The sequence below is a fragment of the Pseudomonas sp. 57B-090624 genome (assembly GCF_003234055.1).
GTDB lineage: Bacteria > Pseudomonadota > Gammaproteobacteria > Pseudomonadales > Pseudomonadaceae > Metapseudomonas > Metapseudomonas tohonis.
In genome coordinates this window covers 44,194-63,744 of the sequence record NZ_QKRU01000033.1, presented here as the reverse complement: position 1 = coordinate 63,744, position 19,551 = coordinate 44,194, and the positions used below count along the sequence as shown (strand labels likewise).

The following is a 19,551-nucleotide window of genomic DNA, read 5'->3' as shown; positions in this document are numbered from 1 at the left end:
GAGAAGCACCATGCACCGCAGCACACCCCAACCCAGCCCCCGGGAATACGCGCTGACCCTCGCCGGCAGCGGCATCGCCCTGGCTGCACTCATCGCCCTGGGCAGCCTCTGCCCGGAGCTGCTGCTGGCCATCGCCGGCTGAAACGGCCCACCCCGGGCCAAGGAGAGAACGATGCGAACAGACGAACTGCACATCACGACCACAACGCGGGGCTTCCAGGTGATCGTCTTCAAGGACCAGCTCGGCGAGGCCTGCTCGCTGCAGCTCAGCAGCATCACGGACGCGCCCTGCTGCTGGTTCGGGATCACCGCGCCTTACCTGAAGGCACTCGGCGCCGGCGGCCTGCAGGACATCCCACTGCCGCCCGGTGCCCTGGTGGCCAGCCGCATGCACCTGACCCAGGACCAGGTGCGCGCCCTGCTGCCCCACCTGCAGGCGTTCGCCGAAACCGGTGAATTCGCCTTCATCGCCCACGACGGCTAGCCCGAACGCAAAGCGCCCCGGTGCTGCAACACCGGGGCGCCAGACCGACCCAAGGAGAACCACCATGCAAGCGAATCGCACCCAGGACGGCAGAACCGAGCCTATCACAGCCCCCACCGAGCCCCTGCGCATCACCACCCGCCTCTACACCGGCGCCTACATCGCCCGGGCCAGAGGCACCCGCCTTACCGCCAGCTGCACCGAGGGCCCGCTGCGGGCCGCCGAACGCCTGGCCGAGAAACTCGGCCACAACCCCGACCTGCTCGAGCTGCTGGAGCAACAGGGCAGCGACTGCATCTACGCCCTGCCCGCCTCGCCCGAGCGCTGCGGCTGAGAAACCTCAGCCCCCTTTCTCGGCCCACACGAGGGCCGAGCATTCGTACGGCCCATAGACTGGGCCGTTTTCACTTTGCAGCGTGGAGGCCGCTATGGCTGAGGGTGTCGAGGTGCGCGGCAATCGCGTGAGGATCTACTTTCGCCACGAAGGCGAACTGTGCAGGGAAACCCTACCGGGCAAGGCGACGCCGCAGAACATCGCCAACGCCGAGCGGCTGGTAGGCATCATCAACTACGAGATCGACAACGGGACCTTCAGCTACGCCAGGCACTTCCCGGATTCGCCAAGGCTCAACAGCAACACCCTGGGGCACTACATCGACCTGTGGCTGGGCATCAAGCGCAACCAGATGTCCGCCAGCGGCTTCCGGGGCTATCAGAGCCGCGTGGAAAACCACATCCGCCCGCGCTGGGGCAACCTGCAGGCCGACGCCATCGATCACCTGGACCTGCAAGCCTGGGTGCAGGACGAGCTCATGGCCAAGCTGCACAACAAGACGGTGCGCGAGATCATCAGCAACCTGCGGCAGATCTTCCGGCTCTACCGCACCCGCAACCGCTCGGCCCACGACCCAACCGACGGCATCACCGTCTCGCTGCCGGACGCGGACGACCCCGATCCCTTCACCCGGGAGGAGATCGCCACCATCCTCGCCACGCCGACCACCCGCACCCACGAGCTGAACATGATCGAGTTCATGACCTGGGCCGGGCCGCGCATCAGCGAGGCCATGGCGCTGGCCTGGGAAGACGTCGACCTCGTGGCCGGCACCGTCACCTTCCGCCGTGCCCGGGTACGCAGCCAGTACAAGGTGACCAAGACACGCCGCTCCAACCGCAGCGTCACCCTCCTGGCCCCGGCACTGCGCGCGCTGCACGCCCAGGCCAAGCTGACCCGCAAGCTGCCGCCGGTGGAGATCCTCGTCACCGACCGCGACAACCGCACGAAGAAAGCGCAGAAGGTCCGCTTCGTCTTTCACAACTCCGTGACCGGCGAGCCCTACTCGACCTCCGACACTCTGCGCAACGGCTGGTGGAAGCCGCACCTGGAGAAAGCCGGCATCCGCCCACGCGGCCCCAACCAGTGTCGCCACACCTACGCAAGCCAGATGCTCAGCAGCGGCATAGCCACCCCCGAATGGATAGCCGACCAGATGGGCCACACGTCCACTGCGATGATCTTCAAGCACTACGCGAAGTGGATCAGCAAAGACGGCCCCGATTTCGTGACCCTCCTGAACCAGGCATTGCACCTGTCCTGACCCAATAAAAAAAGGAGCCCCAAAGGGCTCCTTTTTTACCGCTGATTCCCAGTTTGTTCCCAGAAACGTTCCCTTTCGGGGTCATTCCAAGAAAAATAACAATGAAATCAACGAGTTATATGGCGGAAGCGGTGAGATTCGAACTCACGGACAGTTTCCCGTCGGCGGTTTTCAAGACCGCTGCCTTCAACCACTCGGCCACACTTCCGCATTTGCGGGCCGCCATACTACCCGAACGCAACACGCTGTCAAACTCTCGCAACAGAGCCGCTACGGACCTCTGTTATGATTTCGAGCGACTGCGGTCACGGACCCAATTTCTTGCAGGAGTTTTGCAATGAGCGATCAAGATTACGTACTGAACCAGGCGCAGGCCGGCGGGCTCGAAATCAGCCGTGTGCTGCGCAACACCTACGGGCTGCTGGCGCTGACCCTGGCATTCAGCGGCCTGGTCGCCTATGTCGCGCAGCAGATGCGCGTCGCCTACCCGAGCATTTTCGTGGTGCTGATCGGCTTCTACGGTCTGTTCTTCCTTACCGTGAAGCTGCGCAACTCGGCCTGGGGCCTGCTCTCCACCTTCGCCCTGACCGGTTTCATGGGCTACACCCTTGGCCCGATCCTCAACCGTTACCTGGGCATGCCCAATGGCGGTGAAGTGATCAGTTCAGCCTTCGCCATGACGGCACTGGTGTTCTTCGGCCTGTCCGCCTACGTGCTGACCACCCGCAAGGACATGAGCTTCCTGGGTGGCTTCATCACCGCTGGCTTCTTCGTGTTGATCGGCGCAATGCTGGCGAGCTTCTTCTTCGACATCAGCGGCCTGCAGCTGGCAATCAGCGCCGGCTTCGTGGTCTTCGCCTCGGTCTGCATCCTGTTCCAGACCAGCGCGATCATCCACGGTGGTGAGCGCAACTACATCATGGCGACCATCAGCCTGTACGTATCGATCTACAACCTGTTCGTCAGCCTGCTGCAGATCTTCGGCGTGATGAGCGGCGACGACTGATAGCTGTGCCTTGGAGAAGCCCGCTTCGGCGGGCTTTTTCTTGCCTGCAAAAGCCGGTCGCAAGCCGTATCATGCGCCCAGCTATCCCGCTCGAAGCACTGTCATGAAATTCGCCATCGCCCTCTTCGCTCCTGCCCATGCACCCTCCTCCCGCCGCGCCCTGCGCTTTGCCGAGGCGGCGCTGGACAGCGGTCATGAAATCACGCGCCTGTTCTTCTACCAGGACGGCGTTCACAGCGCCTCCGCCAATGTAGTGACCCCACAGGACGAGCCGGACATCGCCCGTGACTGGTCCAGGTTCGTGGCCGATCACCAACTGGATGGCGTGGTCTGCATCGCCGCCGCCCTGCGTCGGGGCGTGATCAACCAGGAGGAGGCCGAGCGCTATGGTCGTGCAGCCGCCAACCTGGCACCGGGCTGGGAGCTATCCGGTCTGGGCCAGTTGCATGAAGCCGCGCAGATGGCCGATCGCCTGATCTGCTTCGGGGGGGACTGAAATGGCCAAATCCATGTTGATCATCACCCGCCGCGCGCCCTGGGCCGGCCCTGGTGCGCGCGAAGCGCTGGATATCGCACTGGCCGGCGGCGCCTTCGATTTGCCGCTGGCGATGCTGTTCCTCGACGACGGTGTCTTCCAACTCGCCAGCAGCCAGGCTCCAGGCAGGCTGGAGCAGAAGGACCTCACCGCCAACCTGCAGGCACTGCCGCTGTTCGGCGTGGAATCGCTTTACGCCAGTGCCCACAGCCTGAGCCAGCGCGGCCTGGCCACCGACAGCCTGAATCTTCCCGTCGAAGTGCTGGATGATGCCGCCTTGCGCACCCTTATCGAGCGCCATGACCAAGTGATCACCCTCTGATGAGTACATTGCACCTGCTTTCCCATTCGCCGTTTGGCGACGACCACTTCGACAGTTGCCTGCGCCTGGTGGGCAACCAGGACGCTATCCTGCTCAGCGGTGAAGCCGTCCAGGCCCTGCGCGCCTCGACCCACCCACGTCAATGCCTGGAGCAGCTCCCCGAAGGCATTGCCCTATTCGCGCTGGAAGAAGACGTGGCGGCGCGCGCAATCGGCAGCCAGCCCAGCCGCATCAAGTTGCTGGACTACCCCGGCTTCGTGACGCTATGCGTGCAGTACGACAAGGTGAACAGCTGGCTATGAGCAGCCTCGATCTGAACGGACGCAGCATCCCGCTCGACAAGGATGGCTATCTGCAGGAGCTGGCCGATTGGTCCCATCCCGTGGCGGAAGCACTCGCCGCGCGGGAGGAGATCACATTGCAGGCCGAGCACTGGGAAATCCTCGAGCTGCTGCGGCGCTTCTATGCCGAATTCCAGCTGTCGCCGGCCAATCGGCCGCTGATCAAGTACGTCGCCCAGCAGCTCGGCCCGGAAAAGGGCAACAGCCTGCACCTCAACCACCTGTTCAAGGGCGCACCGGCCAAGCTTGCCGCCAAGCTCGCCGGCCTGCCCAAGCCGACCAATTGCCTATGACTCCCGCCGCCCCTGTTGAACACCCCTTCGCCCAGTTCGTCCGCATCCTGGGCAAGGGCAAGCGTGGCGCCCGCCACCTGAGCCGCGAAGAAGCCCGCGAGGCCATGGGCATGCTGCTGGAGGGCAAGACCGAAGACAGCCAGCTCGGCGCCTTCCTCATGCTGCTGCGGCACAAGGAAGAAAGCGCCGAAGAGCTGGCCGGCTTCACCGAAGCCTTCCGCGCGCGCAACCATGCCCCGGCAATCCAGGTGGACATCGACTGGCCCAGCTACGCCGGCAAGAAGCGCCACCACCCCTGGTTCCTCCTGGCAGCCAAGGCCCTGGCCAATGGCGGGGTACGCATCCTGCTGCACGGCGGCGGCTTGCACACGGCCGGGCGCATCTACACCGAACAATGCCTGGAGCTGCTGGGCATCCCCGACTGCGCCGACTGGCAGGAGGTCAGCCAGGCGCTGGACCACCAGCGCATCGCCTTCATCCCTCTGGGGGCCTGGGCGCCGACGCTGCAGCGCATGATCGACTTGCGCAACATCCTCGGCCTGCGCTCTCCCATCCACTCGCTTGCTCGCATTCTCAACCCACTCGGCGCCCGCTGCGGCCTGCAGAGCATCTTCCATCCCGGCTACCAGGCGGTGCACAGGGAAGCCAGCCAGCTACTGGGGGACCACGCCATCGTCATCAAGGGCGAGGGCGGCGAGATCGAAGTGAACCCGGATGCCGCCTGCCACCTCTTCGGCACCGAAGGCGGCGAGGCCTGGGATGAAGAGTGGCCCGCCCTATCGCCGCTGCGCCATGTCAAACCAGAGCGCATCGAAGCGGCGCAGCTGGAGGGCGTGTGGGACGGCAGCATCGACGATGCCTACGCCCGACTCGCCATCCTCGGCACCATGGCACTCGCGCTGCGCGGTCTCGGTCATCCCCGCGAGGCTGCCTTCAGCGAAGCCGAGCGACTGTGGAAAGAGCGAAACGCTTCGAATTAATCGATAAAAAACACTTTGAATTTGCGCTATTCAATCGACTCAACACCATTAGACTGAGCCCAATTTCCAATTCAGAGGGTCAGAGCCATGGGATTGCTGGTCGAAGGCAAATGGCAGGACAAGTGGTACGACACTGCCAAGGACGGCCGCTTCCAACGTGAAAGCGCACGCCGGCGCAACTGGATCACCGCTGACGGGTCGCCCGGCCCGAGCGGCAAGGGTGGCTTCACAGCCGAACCGGGGCGCTATCACCTCTACGTATCACTGGCCTGCCCCTGGGCACACCGCACGCTGATCTTCCGCAAGCTGAAGGGGCTGGAAAGCCTGATCGACATCTCGGTGGTCAGCTGGCTGATGCTGGAGAACGGCTGGACCTTCGATCGCAGCCATGGATCGAGTGGCGATGCCCTCGGCAACCTGGATTATCTCCATCAGCGCTACACCCGCGATGATGCCGGGTATACCGGTCGCGTGACCGTGCCGTTGCTGTGGGACACATTCGAGGAGCGGATCGTCAGTAACGAATCCTCCGAGATCATCCGCATGTTCAACTCGGCGTTCGACGGCCTCACGAACGATCGCCAGGACTTCTATCCGCTGGCCCTGCGGACGGAGATCGACGCCCTCAACGAGCGCATCTACCCGGCCATCAACAACGGCGTATACCGGGCGGGCTTCGCCACCACCCAGGAAGCCTACGAGGAAGCCTTCGGCGAACTGTTCCGCGAGCTGGACAGGCTGGAAGCGCTACTGGGCGAGCGTCGCTACCTGGCAGGAGCCCACGTGACCGAGGCCGACTGGAGACTCTTCACCACGCTGATACGTTTCGATGCGGTCTACCACGGGCACTTCAAGTGCAACCTGAGGCGCCTTGCCGACTACCCCAACCTGTCTGGCTGGCTGCGTGAGCTCTATCAGTGGCCAGGCGTGGCCGAAACGGTGAACTTCGAGCACATCAAGGGGCATTACTACGCGAGCCACCGCACCATCAACCCGACCGGGATCATCCCCGCAGGCCCGCTGCAGGACTTCAACCAGCCCCACGGCCGCGACCACCTGCCCGGTAAAGGGGTGGCTCAGTCGAGCTGAGCCCCTTCGAACCAGGCGAGCTTGTCACGCAGCTGCACCACCTCGCCCACGATCACCAGCGTGGGCGCATGCACCTCATGCTGGGCGACCAGCTGCGGCAAGTCGCCGAGGGTGCCGGTAAAAACCCGCTGGTTGCTGGTGGTGCCCTGCTGCACCAGGGCGGCCGGGGTATGGGCCGAGCGCCCGTGGCGGATCAGCTCGCTGCAGATAGTCGGCAAGCCGACCAGGCCCATGTAGAAGACCAGGGTCTGGCCCGGCGCGACCAGGTCGTTCCAGGGCAGGTCGCTACTGCCGTCCTTCAGGTGCCCGGTAACGAAGCGCACCGATTGGGCGTGGTCACGGTGGGTCAGCGGGATACCGGCATAGGCCGCGCAGCCCGAGGCGGCGGTAATGCCCGGCACCACCTGGAAGGGAATGCCGTTGGCCGCCAGCTCGCCGATCTCCTCGCCACCACGTCCGAAGATGAACGGGTCCCCTCCCTTCAGGCGCAGCACGCGCTTGCCCTGGCGCGCCAAGTCGATCAACAGGCGATTGATCTCCTCCTGCGGCACGGCATGCTCCGAACGACGCTTGCCCACATAGATGCGTTCGGCGTCGCGCCGGCACATCTCGACGATCGGGCCCGCCACCAGGCGGTCGTAGAGCACCACATCGGCCTGCTGCATCAGGCGCAGGGCGCGGAACGTCAAAAGGTCGGGATCACCGGGGCCGGCGCCCACCAGGTAGACCTCGCCCAGCGCCCGCTTCGCACCGCCACCGGCCACACGCTCTTCGAGCATGCGCTCGGCTTCGGCGGGCTGCCCGGCAAGCATGCGCTCGGCGATCGGCCCCTGGAAAACGTCCTCCCAGAACACGCGTCGTTGCTGCACATCGGGGAACAGGGTCTTGACCCGGCTGCGGAAGCGCTTGGCGAGCCCCGCCAACTGGCCATAGGCGGAAGGAATCCAGGTTTCGATCTTGGCGCGGATCAGCCGGGCCAGCACTGGGGCATCCCCGGCACTCGACACGGCGACGATCAGCGGCGAACGGTCGACGATGGCGGGAAAGATCACGCTGCACAGCGCCGGCGCATCGACCACGTTGACCGGCACGCCGCGCGCCTGGGCCTGTTGCGAGATCAATGCGTTGAGGGACTCGTCATCGGTCGCGGCAATGACCAGCACGCACTGATCGAGGTCCGCCTCCGCATAGCCACGGACATGGGCCAGCCCCGACGAAGCCCCCACCAGCTTAATCAACTGACTGTCGATCTGCGGCGCTACCACCCGGAGAACCGCTCCGGCATCCGCCAGCAGGCGGGCCTTGCGCAGTGCGACTTCGCCACCGCCGACGACGAGCACCTGACGGCCCTTGAGGTTATGGAAGAGCGGGAGGAAATCCATGGGAGCGCCTTGCTGCAGTGGTTGCCGTGGAAAACGACGCCCGCATCCGGCAGGAGCCGGAACGCGGGCGCTCGGGAAAGCTCGAACCGCTCCCGCGCACGCGGGGCGGCGAGGATCAACCGATGATTTCGATACCGCCCATGTAGGGTTTGAGGACGTCCGGCACGCGAATGGAACCATCCGCCTGCTGGTAGTTCTCCAACACGGCTACCAGGGTACGGCCGACGGCCAGGCCGGAGCCGTTGAGGGTGTGCACGAGCTCGGGCTTGCCGGTTTCCGGGTTGCGGTAGCGAGCCTGCATACGGCGGGCCTGGAAGTCACCACAGTTGGAGCAGGAGGAAATCTCGCGGTACTTGTCCTGGCTCGGCACCCAGACCTCCAGGTCGTAGGTCTTGGTCGCGCCAAAGCCCATGTCGCCGGTGCACAGGGCGAGAACGCGATACGGCAGCTCCAGCAGTTGCAGGACCTTCTCGGCATTGGCGGTCAGGCCTTCCAGTGCCTCAAAGGACTTGGACGGCTCGACGATCTGCACCATCTCGACCTTGTCGAACTGGTGCTGGCGGATCATGCCGCGCGTGTCGCGACCGGAAGCGCCCGCTTCGCTGCGGAAGCAGGGGGTGTGGGCGACGAACTTCAACGGCAGCTGCTTCACGTCGAGGATTTCACCGGCGACGATGTTGGTCAGGGACACTTCGGCGGTAGGGATCAGGTACAGATCCGCTTCGTCCTCGCGACCGATCTTGAACAGGTCTTCCTCGAACTTGGGCAACTGGCCGGTGCCTTGCAGTGCCGGGGCCTGGACCAGGTAAGGGGTATAGGCCTCTTCGTAGCCGTGCTCGGCGGTATGCAGGTTGATCATGAACTGCGCCAGGGCGCGGTGCAGGCGGGCGATGGGGCCGCGCAGCAAGGCGAAGCGTGCACCGGAGAGCTTGGCGGCGGTCTCGAAGTCCAGCCAGCCATGGATTTCACCCAGGCTCACGTGGTCCTTGATCTCGAAATCGAAGCTGCGCGGTGTACCCCAGCGGCGGACCTCGACGTTGCCATCTTCATCCTCGCCCACGGGTACGGAGGCGTCCGGCAGGTTGGGGATGTTCAGCAGCAGGTTGTCCAGTTCGGCCTGGATGCTCTCCAGTTCGCGCTTGCCCTCTTCCAGCTCGGTCCCCATGCGGTCGACATCGGCCAGCAGCGGCGCGATGTCCTCGCCGCGCTGCTTGGCCTGGCCAATGGCCTTGGAGCGACTGTTGCGCTCGGCCTGCAGCTGCTCAGTGCGGGTCTGCACGGACTTACGCTGGTTCTCCAGAGATTCGAGGCGCGCCACGTCCAGTTGGAAGCCACGGGTGGCGAGGCGATCGGCCACGTCCTGGGTCTGGGTGCGTACCAGTTTGGAATCGAGCATGTGAGGTTCCCGTCTATCAGAATTTGGTCAGTGTCAGGCCGGCCCAGGTCGCGAGCAGGCCTCCCAGCACGCTCACCGCCACATAGCCAAAGGCCAGGGGCAGCTGGCCGCTTTCCAGCAAGCGCAGCGTGTCCAGGGAAAAGGATGAAAACGTCGTCAGGCCGCCCAGGAAACCGACCATGAGCCCGGCACGGATCTCCACAGGCACTTCAGGACGCTGGAGGAACAGGCCGTAGAGAAAGCCGATGAGCAGGCAGCCGACGATATTGACGGCAAGAGTACCGGCGTAGAAGTAACGAGGCCAGTGGGCAGCCACCCAGTTGCCCGTGGCGAAACGCAGGAGGGTGCCGACGATACCCCCCAGGGACACCGAGAGAATCAAGGGGCTCAAGGCCTTCTCCTTCTGGGGCTGCGCGCATCGAGCCCAGCCAGGTGATCGAGCTTGTCGCGAATCTTCAGCTCCAGCCCCCGAGGCACAGGCTGGTAGTACTGGCGGGGCTCGAGCTTCTCTGGGAAGTAGTCCTCGCCCGCAGCATAGGCATCCGGCTCATCATGGGCGTAGCGATATTCGTCGCCGTAGCCGAGCTGCTTCATCAGCTTGGTCGGCGCATTGCGCAGGTGCAGCGGCACCTCGTGGGAACCATTCTCGGCGACATCACGCATGGCCGCCTTGAAGGCGGTGTAGACAGCGTTGCTCTTCGGCGCGCAGGCCAGGTAGACGATGGCCTGGGCCACCGCCAATTCACCTTCCGGACTGCCGAGGCGCTCCTGCACATCCCAGGCGGCCAGGCACAGGCTCAAGGCACGGGGGTCGGCATTGCCGATGTCTTCGCTGGCCATGCGCACCACGCGGCGCGCGATGTAGAGCGGGTCGCAGCCACCGTCGATCATGCGCGCATACCAATAAAGCGCACCGTCGGGGCTGGAGCCACGCACCGACTTGTGCAGCGCGGAAATCTGGTCGTAAAAGGCCTCGCCACCCTTGTCGAAACGACGACGGCTGTCACCGAGCAGATTTTGCAGCAGCTCGGGGGCGATCTCGCTGTCGTCCTCGGCGAGGTCCGCCGCATTCTCCAGCAGGTTGAGCAAGCGCCGGCCATCGCCGTCGGCTGCCGCTACCAGGATCGCGAAGCTCTCATCAGGCAGGCGCAGCTTTCGCTTGCCGAGCCCCTTGTCCTCGTTCAGCGCCCGATCGACGAGACGGCGCAGTGCCGCTTCGTCCAGGCTCTTGAGCACATAGACCCGGGCACGGGAAAGCAACGCGTTGTTCAGCTCGAACGAAGGATTCTCGGTGGTGGCACCGATGAAAATCAGCGTGCCGTCCTCGACATAGGGAAGGAAGGCATCCTGCTGGGATTTGTTGAAGCGATGCACCTCGTCGACGAAGAGGATGGTGCGGCGCCCGTATTGGGCGGCCTGCTGCTTGGCCATCTCCACCGACTGGCGGATTTCCTTGACGCCGGAGAGCACCGCGGAAATCGTCTCGAAATGGGCATCGCTGACCTGGGCCAGAAGCTTGGCCAGGGTGGTCTTGCCCACCCCGGGCGGCCCCCAGAAGATCATCGAGTGCAACGCCCCCTGCTCCAGCGCCTCACGCAGGGGCTTGCCCGGCGCCAGCAGGTGCTCCTGGCCAACGTACTCGTCCAGGCTGTTGGCACGCAGGCGCGCGGCCAGGGGCTGGGCGATGGGCTCGGAACGGAACAGGTCCATGGGTACGCGTGAAACCTCTTATTCCTGGATGACGTCGGCGCCTTCCGGAACCTTGAAGTCGAACTGGGCGGCGTCGATGGACTGGTTCATCTTCACGCCGAGGAAGAGGATGTTGGTGCGCTGGCCGACGCTGTCGATCAGTTGCATGTCGTTGATCACGCCATTGCGGAAGGACAGACGCAGGGTGTCGAACAAGGTGTCCTTGGCCTTCGGCTTGAGGATGAAGTCGACCACGTCGCCCCCTTCCTTGTGGCTGATCTCGAAGTTCTCGCTGATCTTGGACACATCGCCGGACAGCAGCAGCGCCGGCGTATGCGTGAGGCGCTGATCAAGGGTCTGAATCGTGACCTGTTCCAGGTCCGGGTCATACAGCCAGACCTTCTGTCCATTGGAAACCAGCAATTGCTCCATCGGCTCGTCGGTGTGCCAGCGGAACAGGCCCGGGCGCTTGAGGGCGAGCTCGCCGGAGGTTTCCTGCAACTGGGTACCGGAACCATCGAGGGTCAGCTGGGAAAAGCGACCGGTGATGGTCTGGGCCTTGTTGAGCATTTCGGTCAGGCGGGCGATGGCCACCTGGTCATCAGCCTGGGCCTGCATGGCACCAAGGCTCAGTGCGGCAACGAGCAGCATGCGGATCAGTCGCATGGGGGTCCTCATCAGAATTCCGTTCAGGGTTAGTCGCGAACCGGGCCCGGCGCGATCACGTCACGCGAGCCGTTGGTGTTCATGGGCGTGACCACGCCGGCCATCTCCATCGCCTCGATCATTCGGGCGGCGCGGTTGTAGCCGATCTTGAGCTTGCGCTGTACCGCGGAGATGGACGCGCGGCGGCTCTCGGTGACGAAGCGCACGGCCTCGTCGTAGAGCGGGTCTTCCTCACTGCCTTCACCGCCCTCACCGCCATCGAAGCCGCCGCTGGAGCCACCACTACCCTCGTCGACGCCCGCGAGAATGTCTTCGATGTAGTCGGGAGCGCCACGCAGCTTCCAGGCCTCGACCACGCGATGCACCTCGTCGTCGGAGACGAAGGCGCCGTGGACACGGATCGGCAAGCCGGTGCCCGGCGGCAGGTAGAGCATGTCGCCGTGGCCCAGCAGTTGCTCGGCGCCGCCCTGATCGAGGATGGTGCGCGAGTCGATCTTGCTGGAGACCTGGAAGGCCATGCGGGTCGGGATGTTGGCCTTGATCAGGCCGGTGATCACGTCCACCGAGGGGCGCTGGGTGGCGAGGATCAGGTGGATGCCCGCCGCACGTGCCTTCTGCGCGATACGGGCGATCAGCTCTTCCACCTTCTTGCCGACGATCATCATCATGTCGGCGAATTCGTCGACGATCACCACGATGGTCGGCAGTTGCTTCAGCAGCGGCGCTTCGTCTTCCATGCTCTCGCGGCGATAGAGCGGGTCGGTCAGCGGCGTGCCGGCCTCCTCCGCGTCCTTGACCTTACGGTTGAAGCCCGCCAGGTTGCGCACGCCCATGGCGGCCATCAGCTTGTAGCGCCGCTCCATCTCGGCGACGCTCCAGCGCAGCGCGTTGGCGGCTTCCTTCATGTCGGTCACGACCGGGCACAGCAGGTGCGGAATGCCTTCGTAGATCGACAGTTCGAGCATCTTCGGGTCGATCATGATCAGCCTCGCCTGCTCGGGCGTGGACTTGAACAGGATCGACAGGATCATGGCGTTGACGCCCACGGACTTACCGGAGCCAGTGGTACCGGCCACCAGCAGGTGCGGCATGCGGGCCAGGTCGGTGATCACCGGGCGCCCACCGATGTCGTGGCCGAGGGCCATGGTGACCGGCGACTTGGCCTCGTCGTACTCGGTCGAGGACAGCACTTCGGAGAAGCGCACGATCTGGCGGTCTTCGTTGGGAATTTCGATGCCCACGGTGGTCTTGCCGGGAATGACCTCCACCACGCGGACGCTGATCACGGCGAGGGAGCGCGCCAGGTCCTTGGCCAGGTTGGAGATACGACTGACCTTGACGCCTGCGGCGGGCTGGATCTCGAAACGGGTGATCACGGGGCCCGGGTGCACGGATTCGACTATCACTTCGACGCCGAACTCCTTGAGCTTGATCTCCAGCAGGCGTGACATGGCCTCGAGGGATTCGGGGGAGTAGCTCTTCTGCTTCTTCTCGGCCACATCGAGGATGGAGATCGGCGGCAGGGTGCCCTCTACGGCGCTATCGACGAACAGAGGGACCTGCTTCTCCTTCTGCACGCGCTTGCTGGGCTCGGCAGCCTTGGCCGGCGCGGGGGGGGTGATGACCGGTGCCGGACGCTTGTCGCGCTCGATCATGTGCTTGGCCAGGGCTTCTTCGCGCTCGATCAGGCGCTCCTTGACCTTCGCCTGCTCGCGACTGTCGCGAACCACGGGCGCGGCGACCTCGTTGACGCGGTCATCCACCTCGCGCAGCTTGGCCACGAGCTGCTTGCGCTCGGCACGCGCACTCCACCAGCGGTTGATCAGGCTCTGGATCAGTTCGACCAGGTCGAGAGTGATCTTGCCGGTCAGGTCCATCACCTTGAACCACGACAGGTCGGTGAACACCGTCAGGCCGAAGAGGAACAGGGCGAAGAACATCAGTGTGCTGCCCTGCACGTTCAGGGCGTTGACCGCCAGGTGGCTGAGGCTTTCGCCCAGCGCACCGCCGGCGGATGCAGGCATGCCGACGCTGTCCTGGAAGTGGATATCGGCCAACGCGGCACCCGAAAGCACCAGGAAGACGAGCCCGATCAGGCGCCAGGAGAACAGCCAGCCACTCCAGTCGATGGCCTGGTGGCGATGACGAAACACCTGCAGCGTCTTGATCGCAAGCAGCAACGGGAAGATGTAGGCGAAGTAGCCCAGGGCCATGAAGAGGATGTCGGCGAACCAGGCGCCCAGGCGGCCTGCGGCGTTCTGTACCTGCTCGACATTGCTGGTGTGGGTCCAGCCCGGATCGGAAGAGTCGTAGGTGAGCAACGCCATCCACAGGTAGAGGCACAACGCGCCCAGCGCGATCAGCGCACCTTCCTTGAGGCGGTAATGCAGTTGCTGGCGCCAGACGGGCGTCTGGGCAGTACTCGTGGAATTCTTCAAACGCCTTTTTTCCTGCGCCCTTGGCGCGTTCAAGAATCGGTTACTGGCGGAAATGCCGCCCATTGTACGGGTTTAACCGCCCGGCGCCACAGCGTCCGCCCTGGCCGCGGGGCGTTTTGCGGCTGATTCGTGCTTCGGTGTAGCATAGCCGCCAGCATCTTGCGCAGCGCTCAATTTGAGCATGCATTCTCTTTTGTGACAAAGACTTATGAGGCCTTTTTATGAGCGACGTCAAGCATTCACGCCTGATCATCCTGGGCTCCGGCCCAGCCGGTTACACCGCTGCCGTGTATGCCGCCCGCGCCAACCTCAAACCCGTTGTCATCACCGGCATCCAGCCGGGCGGCCAACTCACCATCACCACCGAGGTCGACAACTGGCCGGGTGACGTCGAAGGCCTCACCGGCCCCGCCCTGATGGAGCGCATGCAGAAGCACGCCGAACGCTTCGACACCGAGATCGTCTACGACCACATCCATACCGCCGAGTTGCAGCAACGCCCGTTCATTCTCAAGGGCGACAGCGGAACCTATAGCTGCGATGCACTGATCATCGCCACCGGCGCCTCCGCCCAGTACCTGGGCCTGCCGTCCGAGGAAGCCTTCGCCGGCAAGGGCGTCTCGGCCTGCGCCACCTGCGACGGCTTCTTCTACCGCAACCAGGTGGTCTGCGTGATCGGCGGCGGCAACACCGCCGTCGAGGAAGCCCTCTACCTTTCCAATATCGCCAAGGAAGTCCACCTGATCCACCGCCGCGACAAGCTGCGCTCGGAGAAGATCCTCCAGGACAAACTGTTCGAGAAAGCCAAGAACGGCAATGTGCGCCTGCACTGGAACCACACCCTGGAAGAGGTGCTGGGCGACGCCACCGGCGTGACCGGCGTCCGACTGAAAGACACCACCAACGGCGAAACCAAGGAAATGCCCCTGGCCGGCGTCTTCATCGCCATCGGCCACAAGCCCAACACCGAACTGTTCCAGGGCCAACTGGAAATGCGTGACGGCTACCTGGTGGTCCGCGGCGGCTCCGAAGGCAATGCCACCGCCAGCAGCATCGAGGGCGTTTTCGCCGCTGGCGACGTGGCCGACCACGTCTATCGCCAGGCGATCACCTCGGCAGGCGCCGGCTGCATGGCCGCGCTGGATGCCGAAAAATTCCTCGACGACAACTGAGGCGCAGGGGCGGCGCACCTCACGCCGCCCTCCCCTTCCCATGCTGACCTGGCTTAGCCGCGAAAACCTCACCTTCCCGCCCCTCGAGCGCGCCCTCCGCGAGCCCAACGGACTGCTGGCGGCCGGCGGCGACCTGTCCCCCGAACGATTGGTCCAAGCCTATCGCCACGGCTGCTTTCCCTGGTTCCAGGATGGCCAGCCGATCCTCTGGTGGTCACCCGACCCGCGCACCGTTCTACCCCCACAGGAGGTGCACGTTTCCCGCAGCCTCGCCAAGCTGATCCGCCAGCAACGCTTCCGCGTCACCTTCGACCAGTGTTTCGCCGCCGTCATCGAGGCTTGCGCCGGGCCACGCAGCTACACCGATGGCACCTGGATCACCACGCCGATGCAGGCCGCCTATCTGGAACTGCATCGCCGCGGCATCGCCCACTCGGTCGAGGTCTGGCTGGATGACGAACTGGTCGGCGGCCTGTACGGGCTCGCCATGGGCAAGCTGTTCTTCGGCGAATCCATGTTCAGCCGCACCGATAACGCTTCCAAGGTCGGGTTCGTGACCCTCACCCGACACCTCAACGACTGGGGCTTCGTGCTCATCGACTGCCAGATGCCGACCCAGCACCTGCACAGCTTCGGCGCCCGCTCGATCACCCGTGAGAAGTTCTCGCGCTACCTCCAGCTTTATCTCGACCAACCCAACAGCGCCAACTGGGTTGTCGCCTAGGCGAGTCGCCAAGCCTGGCTTACACTTGCGGAAGGCTTTTTCGAGATTCGACCATGACCGAGCTGGCTCGCCTGAAGTTCTATGCCACTCAACCGCATCCTTGCAGCTACCTGCCCGAGGAACAGGCCACCACACTGTTTCTCGATCCCAGCCAGCCGATGGATGTGGAGGTCTACGCCGAGCTCTCGGAAATGGGTTTCCGCCGTAGTGGCGACCACCTCTACCGCCCACATTGCCAACGCTGCACAGCCTGCGTACCGGCCCGCATCCCCGCCGAAGCCTTTGCACCCAGCCGTCAGCAGCGACGCATACTCAAGCGCAACACCGACATCGAAGTCCGTGCCGTGCGCCCAGCATTCAACGAAGAGTATTACGCCCTCTATGTGCGCTACATCGAGGAGCGCCATGCCGACGGCGACATGTACCCACCAAGTCGCGATCAGTTTTCCACCTTCCTGGTCCGCGACCTGCCTTTCTCGCGCTTCTACGAATTCCGCCTGGAGAGTCGACTGGTCGCGATCGCCGTGACCGACGTCCTGCCCAACGGCCTCTCCGCCGTCTACACCTTCTACGACCCATCGGAAGAGCGCCGCAGCCTCGGCCGCTTCGCCATCCTCTGGCAGATCGGCGAGACCTTGCGCCTGGGCCTCCAGGCGGTCTATCTCGGCTACTGGATCAAGAACTGCAGGAAGATGAACTACAAGACCCAATACCGCCCCATTGAGCTCTTCGTCAATCAGCGCTGGGTCACCCTCACCTGAAACCCTTGGCTTACGATGCATTTTTCGGGCACAATGCACGCCGTTTTTGCCAGGCGCCGTTTGCACCCGGCCAATCATTGATACCGAGGGCTTTACTGCATGTCGAAAGAAGACAGCTTCGAAATGGAAGGCACTGTCATCGATACCCTGCCCAACACCATGTTCCGCGTGGAGTTGGAAAACGGGCACGTCGTCACCGCGCATATTTCCGGCAAGATGCGCAAGAACTACATCCGCATCCTTACCGGTGACAAGGTTCGCGTCGAGCTGACCCCCTACGACCTGAGCAAAGGCCGCATCACCTACCGCGCCCGCTAATCAGGCAAACAATAAAAAGCCCGGCAATCGCCGGGCTTTTTGCGTTTCTCCACATCAGCATCAGGCCATTTCAGCAGTGGTCTCGAAGTCGAACTCGAGCTCATCGTCCTTCACGTCGATGTGGACCACGCCACCGTGCTCGGCCAACTCACCAAACAGGATCTGCTCCGCCAGCGGCCGCTTGATCTTGTCCTGAATCAGGCGCGCCATGGGTCGAGCCCCCATCTGCGCGTCATAGCCACGCTCACCCAGCCAACTACGCGCCTCGTCACTGACGACCAGTTGAACGCGCTTGTCTTCCAACTGCGCCTGCAGCTCGGTCAGGAACTTGTCGACGACGCTCTTGATGGTTTCGTGAGTGAGGCGACCGAACTGGATGATGGTGTCCAGGCGGTTGCGGAACTCCGGCGTGAAACTCTTCTTGATCACTTCCATCGCATCGGACGAGTGGTCCTGATGAGTGAAGCCGATGGAAGCGCGCGAAGCGGTTTCAGCCCCCGCGTTGGTGGTCATGATCACGATGACATTACGGAAGTCTGCCTTGCGGCCGTTGTTGTCAGTGAGCGTACCGTGATCCATGACCTGCAGAAGCAGGTTGAAGACCTCGGGATGCGCCTTCTCGATCTCGTCGAGCAGAAGGACGCAGTGCGGCATTTTGGTGATGGCTTCGGTGAGTAATCCACCCTGATCGAAACCGACGTACCCCGGAGGCGCACCGATGAGGCGCGAAACAGTGTGCCGCTCCATGTACTCGGACATGTCGAAGCGCACCAGCTCGATCCCCATGGCCTTGGCCAACTGGCGAGCGACCTCGGTCTTGCCGACACCGGTGGGGCCGGCGAAGAGGAAGGAACCCACAGGCTTGTCCGGCGACTTGAGACCTGCCCGGGACAGCTTGATGGCAGTCGACAGGGAGTCGATGGCCGCATCCTGGCCGAATACCGTCAGCTTCAGGTCGCGCTCGAGGTTGCGCAGCAACTCCTTATCGGAGCTGGTGACGTGCTTCGGAGGAATCCGCGCGATCTTGGCGACGATGTCCTCGACCTGGGCAACATCGATACGCGGAGCACGCTTGTCTTCGGGCTGCAAGCGCTGGTAGGCGCCCGCCTCGTCGATGACGTCGATGGCCTTGTCGGGCATATGACGGTCGTTGATGTAGCGCGCCGCGAGCTCCGCAGCCGCACGCAACGCCTCATCGCTGTATTCGATATGGTGGTGCTGCTCGAAGCGCCCCTTCAGGCCACGGAGGATGCCGACGGTGTCCTCAACGGAAGGCTCGGTAACATCGACCTTCTGGAAGCGCCGCGCGAGGGCGCGGTCCTTCTCGAAGATGCCACGGAACTCTTGGAAGGTTGTGGAGCCGATGCAGCGGATCTCGCCGGAAGAGAGCAGCGGCTTCAGCAGGTTGGACGCGTCCATTACCCCCCCCGAGGCTGCGCCAGCACCGATGATGGTGTGGATCTCGTCGATGAAGAGGATGGCGTGCGGACGCTTGCGCAGCTCGTTCAGCAGCGCCTTGAAGCGCTTCTCGAAGTCACCACGGTATTTGGTACCGGCCAGCAATGCCCCAAGGTCCAGCGAATAGACGACGCTGTCGGCCAGCAGGTCGGGGACCTGATTGTCGACGATGCGCTTGGCAAGGCCCTCGGCGATGGCCGTCTTGCCGACGCCCGCCTCCCCCACCAGCAACGGGTTGTTCTTGCGGCGACGGGCAAGGATCTGCGCCACGCGCTCGACCTCGGCCTCACGCCCGACCAGAGGATCGATGCGCCCCTGGCGCGCCAGCTCGTTCAGATTGCTCGCATAGGCATCCAGCGGATGCCCAGCGGAAGAAGATTCCCCACCTTCGTCATCCTGCATTTCCTGCTCGCTATCATGCTGCTCGCCATGGCCGGGCACCTTGGAGATGCCGTGGGCGATGTAGTTGACGACATCGATACGGGCGACGCTCTGCTGCTTGAGCAGGAATACCGCCTGGCTTTCCTGCTCACTGAAGATGGCCACCAGCACATTGGCACCGGTGACTTCGCGCTTGCCCGAGCTCTGTACGTGGAACACGGCGCGCTGCAACACGCGCTGGAAACCGAGCGTGGGCTGGGTTTCGCGGTCCTCGTCATGCTGAGGGATCAGCGGCGTGGTGGAGTCAATGAATTCCTGCAGGTCATGCCGCAGCTTGTCCAGGTTCGCGCCACAGGCTTTCAGCACTGCAGAAGCGGCATCGTTATCAAGAAGGGCAAGCAACAGATGCTCGACCGTCATGAACTCATGACGCTTGGCGCGGGCCTCCTTGAAGGCAAGATTGAGGGTGACTTCGAGCTCACGGTTTAACATAGCTTCACCTCATACCCAAGCGGTCG

At 63.7% G+C, this 19,551-nt stretch carries 22 protein-coding genes and 1 tRNA gene; 15 read left to right on the top strand and 8 right to left on the bottom strand.

What is annotated here, in order from left to right; translation table 11 throughout:
• Positions 1-10: 10 nt before the first annotated feature.
• The 4 genes from DMX10_RS33195 to DMX10_RS16970 all read left to right on the top strand — a co-directional run bounded on the left by DMX10_RS33195 (position 11) and on the right by DMX10_RS16970 (position 2,082).
• Positions 11-142, top strand: a complete 132-nt coding sequence (locus DMX10_RS33195) for a hypothetical protein (protein WP_256604826.1) — start codon at positions 11-13, stop codon at positions 140-142.
• Between the two features lie 30 nt (positions 143-172).
• Positions 173-484 (top strand): hypothetical protein, encoded by a 312-nt coding sequence (locus DMX10_RS16980; RefSeq protein ID WP_111262166.1) that lies wholly within the window; start codon positions 173-175, stop codon positions 482-484.
• Between the two features lie 64 nt (positions 485-548).
• Positions 549-818: a hypothetical protein gene (locus tag DMX10_RS16975; RefSeq protein WP_111262165.1), complete on the top strand. Its 270-nt coding sequence runs from the start codon at positions 549-551 to the stop codon at positions 816-818.
• Between the two features lie 94 nt (positions 819-912).
• Positions 913-2,082 (top strand): Arm DNA-binding domain-containing protein, encoded by a 1,170-nt coding sequence (locus DMX10_RS16970; protein WP_111262164.1) that lies wholly within the window; start codon positions 913-915, stop codon positions 2,080-2,082.
• A gap of 120 nt (positions 2,083-2,202) precedes the next feature.
• On the opposite strand, the gene DMX10_RS16965 is transcribed toward DMX10_RS16970, so the two are convergent.
• Positions 2,203-2,290: transfer RNA gene (locus DMX10_RS16965), tRNA-Ser, on the bottom strand.
• 129 nt (positions 2,291-2,419) lie between these two features.
• Here DMX10_RS16965 and DMX10_RS16960 point away from each other — a divergent pair.
• The 7 genes from DMX10_RS16960 to DMX10_RS16930 all read left to right on the top strand — a co-directional run bounded on the left by DMX10_RS16960 (position 2,420) and on the right by DMX10_RS16930 (position 6,648).
• Positions 2,420-3,088: a Bax inhibitor-1/YccA family protein gene (locus DMX10_RS16960; RefSeq protein WP_111262163.1), complete on the top strand. Its 669-nt coding sequence runs from the start codon at positions 2,420-2,422 to the stop codon at positions 3,086-3,088.
• A 103-nt stretch (positions 3,089-3,191) separates the two neighbouring features.
• Entirely contained in the window at positions 3,192-3,584 is a 393-nt protein-coding gene (gene tusD, locus DMX10_RS16955; protein WP_111262162.1) for a sulfurtransferase complex subunit TusD, read from the top strand.
• A 1-nt stretch (position 3,585) separates the two neighbouring features.
• Positions 3,586-3,945, top strand: a complete 360-nt coding sequence (gene tusC, locus DMX10_RS16950; RefSeq protein ID WP_111262161.1) for a sulfurtransferase complex subunit TusC — start codon at positions 3,586-3,588, stop codon at positions 3,943-3,945.
• Positions 3,945-4,247, top strand: a complete 303-nt coding sequence (gene tusB / locus DMX10_RS16945; protein ID WP_111262160.1) for a sulfurtransferase complex subunit TusB — start codon at positions 3,945-3,947, stop codon at positions 4,245-4,247. The genes tusC and tusB overlap by 1 nt, the downstream gene beginning before the upstream one ends.
• Positions 4,244-4,579 carry a TusE/DsrC/DsvC family sulfur relay protein gene (locus DMX10_RS16940; RefSeq protein ID WP_111262159.1) on the top strand — a complete coding sequence of 112 codons (336 nt, stop codon included), beginning with the start codon at positions 4,244-4,246 and terminating at the stop codon, positions 4,577-4,579. The genes tusB and DMX10_RS16940 overlap by 4 nt, the downstream gene beginning before the upstream one ends.
• Complete coding sequence (locus DMX10_RS16935) at positions 4,576-5,559, top strand: glycosyl transferase family protein (RefSeq protein ID WP_111262158.1); 984 nt, start codon at positions 4,576-4,578, stop codon at positions 5,557-5,559. Before DMX10_RS16940 ends, DMX10_RS16935 begins: the two co-directional genes overlap by 4 nt.
• Before the next feature lie 87 nt (positions 5,560-5,646).
• Positions 5,647-6,648, top strand: coding sequence for a glutathione S-transferase family protein (locus DMX10_RS16930; protein WP_111262157.1), 1,002 nt, complete (start codon positions 5,647-5,649; stop codon positions 6,646-6,648).
• Here the strand turns inward: DMX10_RS16930 and cysG are convergent.
• From cysG to ftsK, 6 genes are all read right to left on the bottom strand, one after another.
• Positions 6,636-8,030, bottom strand: a complete 1,395-nt coding sequence (cysG, locus tag DMX10_RS16925) for a siroheme synthase CysG (protein ID WP_111262156.1) — start codon at positions 8,028-8,030, stop codon at positions 6,636-6,638. The two genes, DMX10_RS16930 and cysG, sit on opposite strands and share 13 nt — an antisense overlap.
• Before the next feature lie 115 nt (positions 8,031-8,145).
• Complete coding sequence (gene serS / locus DMX10_RS16920; protein ID WP_111262155.1) at positions 8,146-9,426, bottom strand: serine--tRNA ligase; 1,281 nt, start codon at positions 9,424-9,426, stop codon at positions 8,146-8,148.
• A gap of 16 nt (positions 9,427-9,442) precedes the next feature.
• Positions 9,443-9,817: a fluoride efflux transporter CrcB gene (crcB, locus tag DMX10_RS16915; RefSeq protein ID WP_111262154.1), complete on the bottom strand. Its 375-nt coding sequence runs from the start codon at positions 9,815-9,817 to the stop codon at positions 9,443-9,445.
• A complete protein-coding gene (locus tag DMX10_RS16910) occupies positions 9,814-11,136 on the bottom strand; it encodes a replication-associated recombination protein A (protein WP_111262153.1) in 1,323 nt (440 codons plus the stop codon). Before DMX10_RS16910 ends, crcB begins: the two co-directional genes overlap by 4 nt.
• A gap of 18 nt (positions 11,137-11,154) precedes the next feature.
• Complete coding sequence (lolA, locus tag DMX10_RS16905; RefSeq protein ID WP_111262152.1) at positions 11,155-11,781, bottom strand: outer membrane lipoprotein chaperone LolA; 627 nt, start codon at positions 11,779-11,781, stop codon at positions 11,155-11,157.
• A gap of 29 nt (positions 11,782-11,810) precedes the next feature.
• Positions 11,811-14,219, bottom strand: coding sequence for a DNA translocase FtsK (ftsK, locus tag DMX10_RS16900; RefSeq protein ID WP_111262151.1), 2,409 nt, complete (start codon positions 14,217-14,219; stop codon positions 11,811-11,813).
• A gap of 221 nt (positions 14,220-14,440) precedes the next feature.
• Between ftsK and trxB the strand changes: the two genes are divergently transcribed.
• The 4 genes from trxB (at position 14,441) to infA (ending at position 17,194) form a co-directional block, all read left to right on the top strand.
• Entirely contained in the window at positions 14,441-15,391 is a 951-nt protein-coding gene (trxB, locus tag DMX10_RS16895; RefSeq protein ID WP_111262150.1) for a thioredoxin-disulfide reductase, read from the top strand.
• A 40-nt stretch (positions 15,392-15,431) separates the two neighbouring features.
• The gene (gene aat, locus DMX10_RS16890) at positions 15,432-16,115 is read left to right on the top strand and encodes a leucyl/phenylalanyl-tRNA--protein transferase (protein ID WP_111262149.1); all 684 of its coding nucleotides are present in this window, start codon (positions 15,432-15,434) and stop codon (positions 16,113-16,115) included.
• A gap of 53 nt (positions 16,116-16,168) precedes the next feature.
• Complete coding sequence (locus DMX10_RS16885) at positions 16,169-16,876, top strand: arginyltransferase (RefSeq protein ID WP_111262148.1); 708 nt, start codon at positions 16,169-16,171, stop codon at positions 16,874-16,876.
• A gap of 99 nt (positions 16,877-16,975) precedes the next feature.
• Entirely contained in the window at positions 16,976-17,194 is a 219-nt protein-coding gene (gene infA / locus DMX10_RS16880; RefSeq protein WP_016492441.1) for a translation initiation factor IF-1, read from the top strand.
• Between the two features lie 60 nt (positions 17,195-17,254).
• Here infA and clpA read toward each other — a convergent pair whose 3' ends face one another.
• On the bottom strand, positions 17,255-19,525 hold the full coding sequence (gene clpA, locus DMX10_RS16875) for an ATP-dependent Clp protease ATP-binding subunit ClpA (protein ID WP_111262147.1): 2,271 nt from the start codon (positions 19,523-19,525) through the stop codon (positions 17,255-17,257).
• Positions 19,526-19,551: the final 26 nt, after the last annotated feature.

Coding starts and splice junctions, on each gene's coding strand:
- trxB (WP_111262150.1), top strand. CDS start 14,441: ATGAGCGACGTCAAGCATTCACGCCTGATCATCCTGGGCTCCGGCCCA.
- aat (WP_111262149.1), top strand. CDS start 15,432: ATGCTGACCTGGCTTAGCCGCGAAAACCTCACCTTCCCGCCCCTCGAG.
- infA (WP_016492441.1), top strand. CDS start 16,976: ATGTCGAAAGAAGACAGCTTCGAAATGGAAGGCACTGTCATCGATACC.
- DMX10_RS16970 (WP_111262164.1), top strand. CDS start 913: ATGGCTGAGGGTGTCGAGGTGCGCGGCAATCGCGTGAGGATCTACTTT.
- DMX10_RS16910 (WP_111262153.1), bottom strand. CDS start 11,136: ATGGACCTGTTCCGTTCCGAGCCCATCGCCCAGCCCCTGGCCGCGCGC.
- DMX10_RS16975 (WP_111262165.1), top strand. CDS start 549: ATGCAAGCGAATCGCACCCAGGACGGCAGAACCGAGCCTATCACAGCC.
- DMX10_RS16960 (WP_111262163.1), top strand. CDS start 2,420: ATGAGCGATCAAGATTACGTACTGAACCAGGCGCAGGCCGGCGGGCTC.
- clpA (WP_111262147.1), bottom strand. CDS start 19,525: ATGTTAAACCGTGAGCTCGAAGTCACCCTCAATCTTGCCTTCAAGGAG.
- serS (WP_111262155.1), bottom strand. CDS start 9,426: ATGCTCGATTCCAAACTGGTACGCACCCAGACCCAGGACGTGGCCGAT.
- DMX10_RS16885 (WP_111262148.1), top strand. CDS start 16,169: ATGACCGAGCTGGCTCGCCTGAAGTTCTATGCCACTCAACCGCATCCT.
- cysG (WP_111262156.1), bottom strand. CDS start 8,030: ATGGATTTCCTCCCGCTCTTCCATAACCTCAAGGGCCGTCAGGTGCTC.
- DMX10_RS16980 (WP_111262166.1), top strand. CDS start 173: ATGCGAACAGACGAACTGCACATCACGACCACAACGCGGGGCTTCCAG.
- lolA (WP_111262152.1), bottom strand. CDS start 11,781: ATGCGACTGATCCGCATGCTGCTCGTTGCCGCACTGAGCCTTGGTGCC.
- tusD (WP_111262162.1), top strand. CDS start 3,192: ATGAAATTCGCCATCGCCCTCTTCGCTCCTGCCCATGCACCCTCCTCC.
- DMX10_RS16940 (WP_111262159.1), top strand. CDS start 4,244: ATGAGCAGCCTCGATCTGAACGGACGCAGCATCCCGCTCGACAAGGAT.
- tusC (WP_111262161.1), top strand. CDS start 3,586: ATGGCCAAATCCATGTTGATCATCACCCGCCGCGCGCCCTGGGCCGGC.
- DMX10_RS16935 (WP_111262158.1), top strand. CDS start 4,576: ATGACTCCCGCCGCCCCTGTTGAACACCCCTTCGCCCAGTTCGTCCGC.
- DMX10_RS16930 (WP_111262157.1), top strand. CDS start 5,647: ATGGGATTGCTGGTCGAAGGCAAATGGCAGGACAAGTGGTACGACACT.
- tusB (WP_111262160.1), top strand. CDS start 3,945: ATGAGTACATTGCACCTGCTTTCCCATTCGCCGTTTGGCGACGACCAC.
- DMX10_RS33195 (WP_256604826.1), top strand. CDS start 11: ATGCACCGCAGCACACCCCAACCCAGCCCCCGGGAATACGCGCTGACC.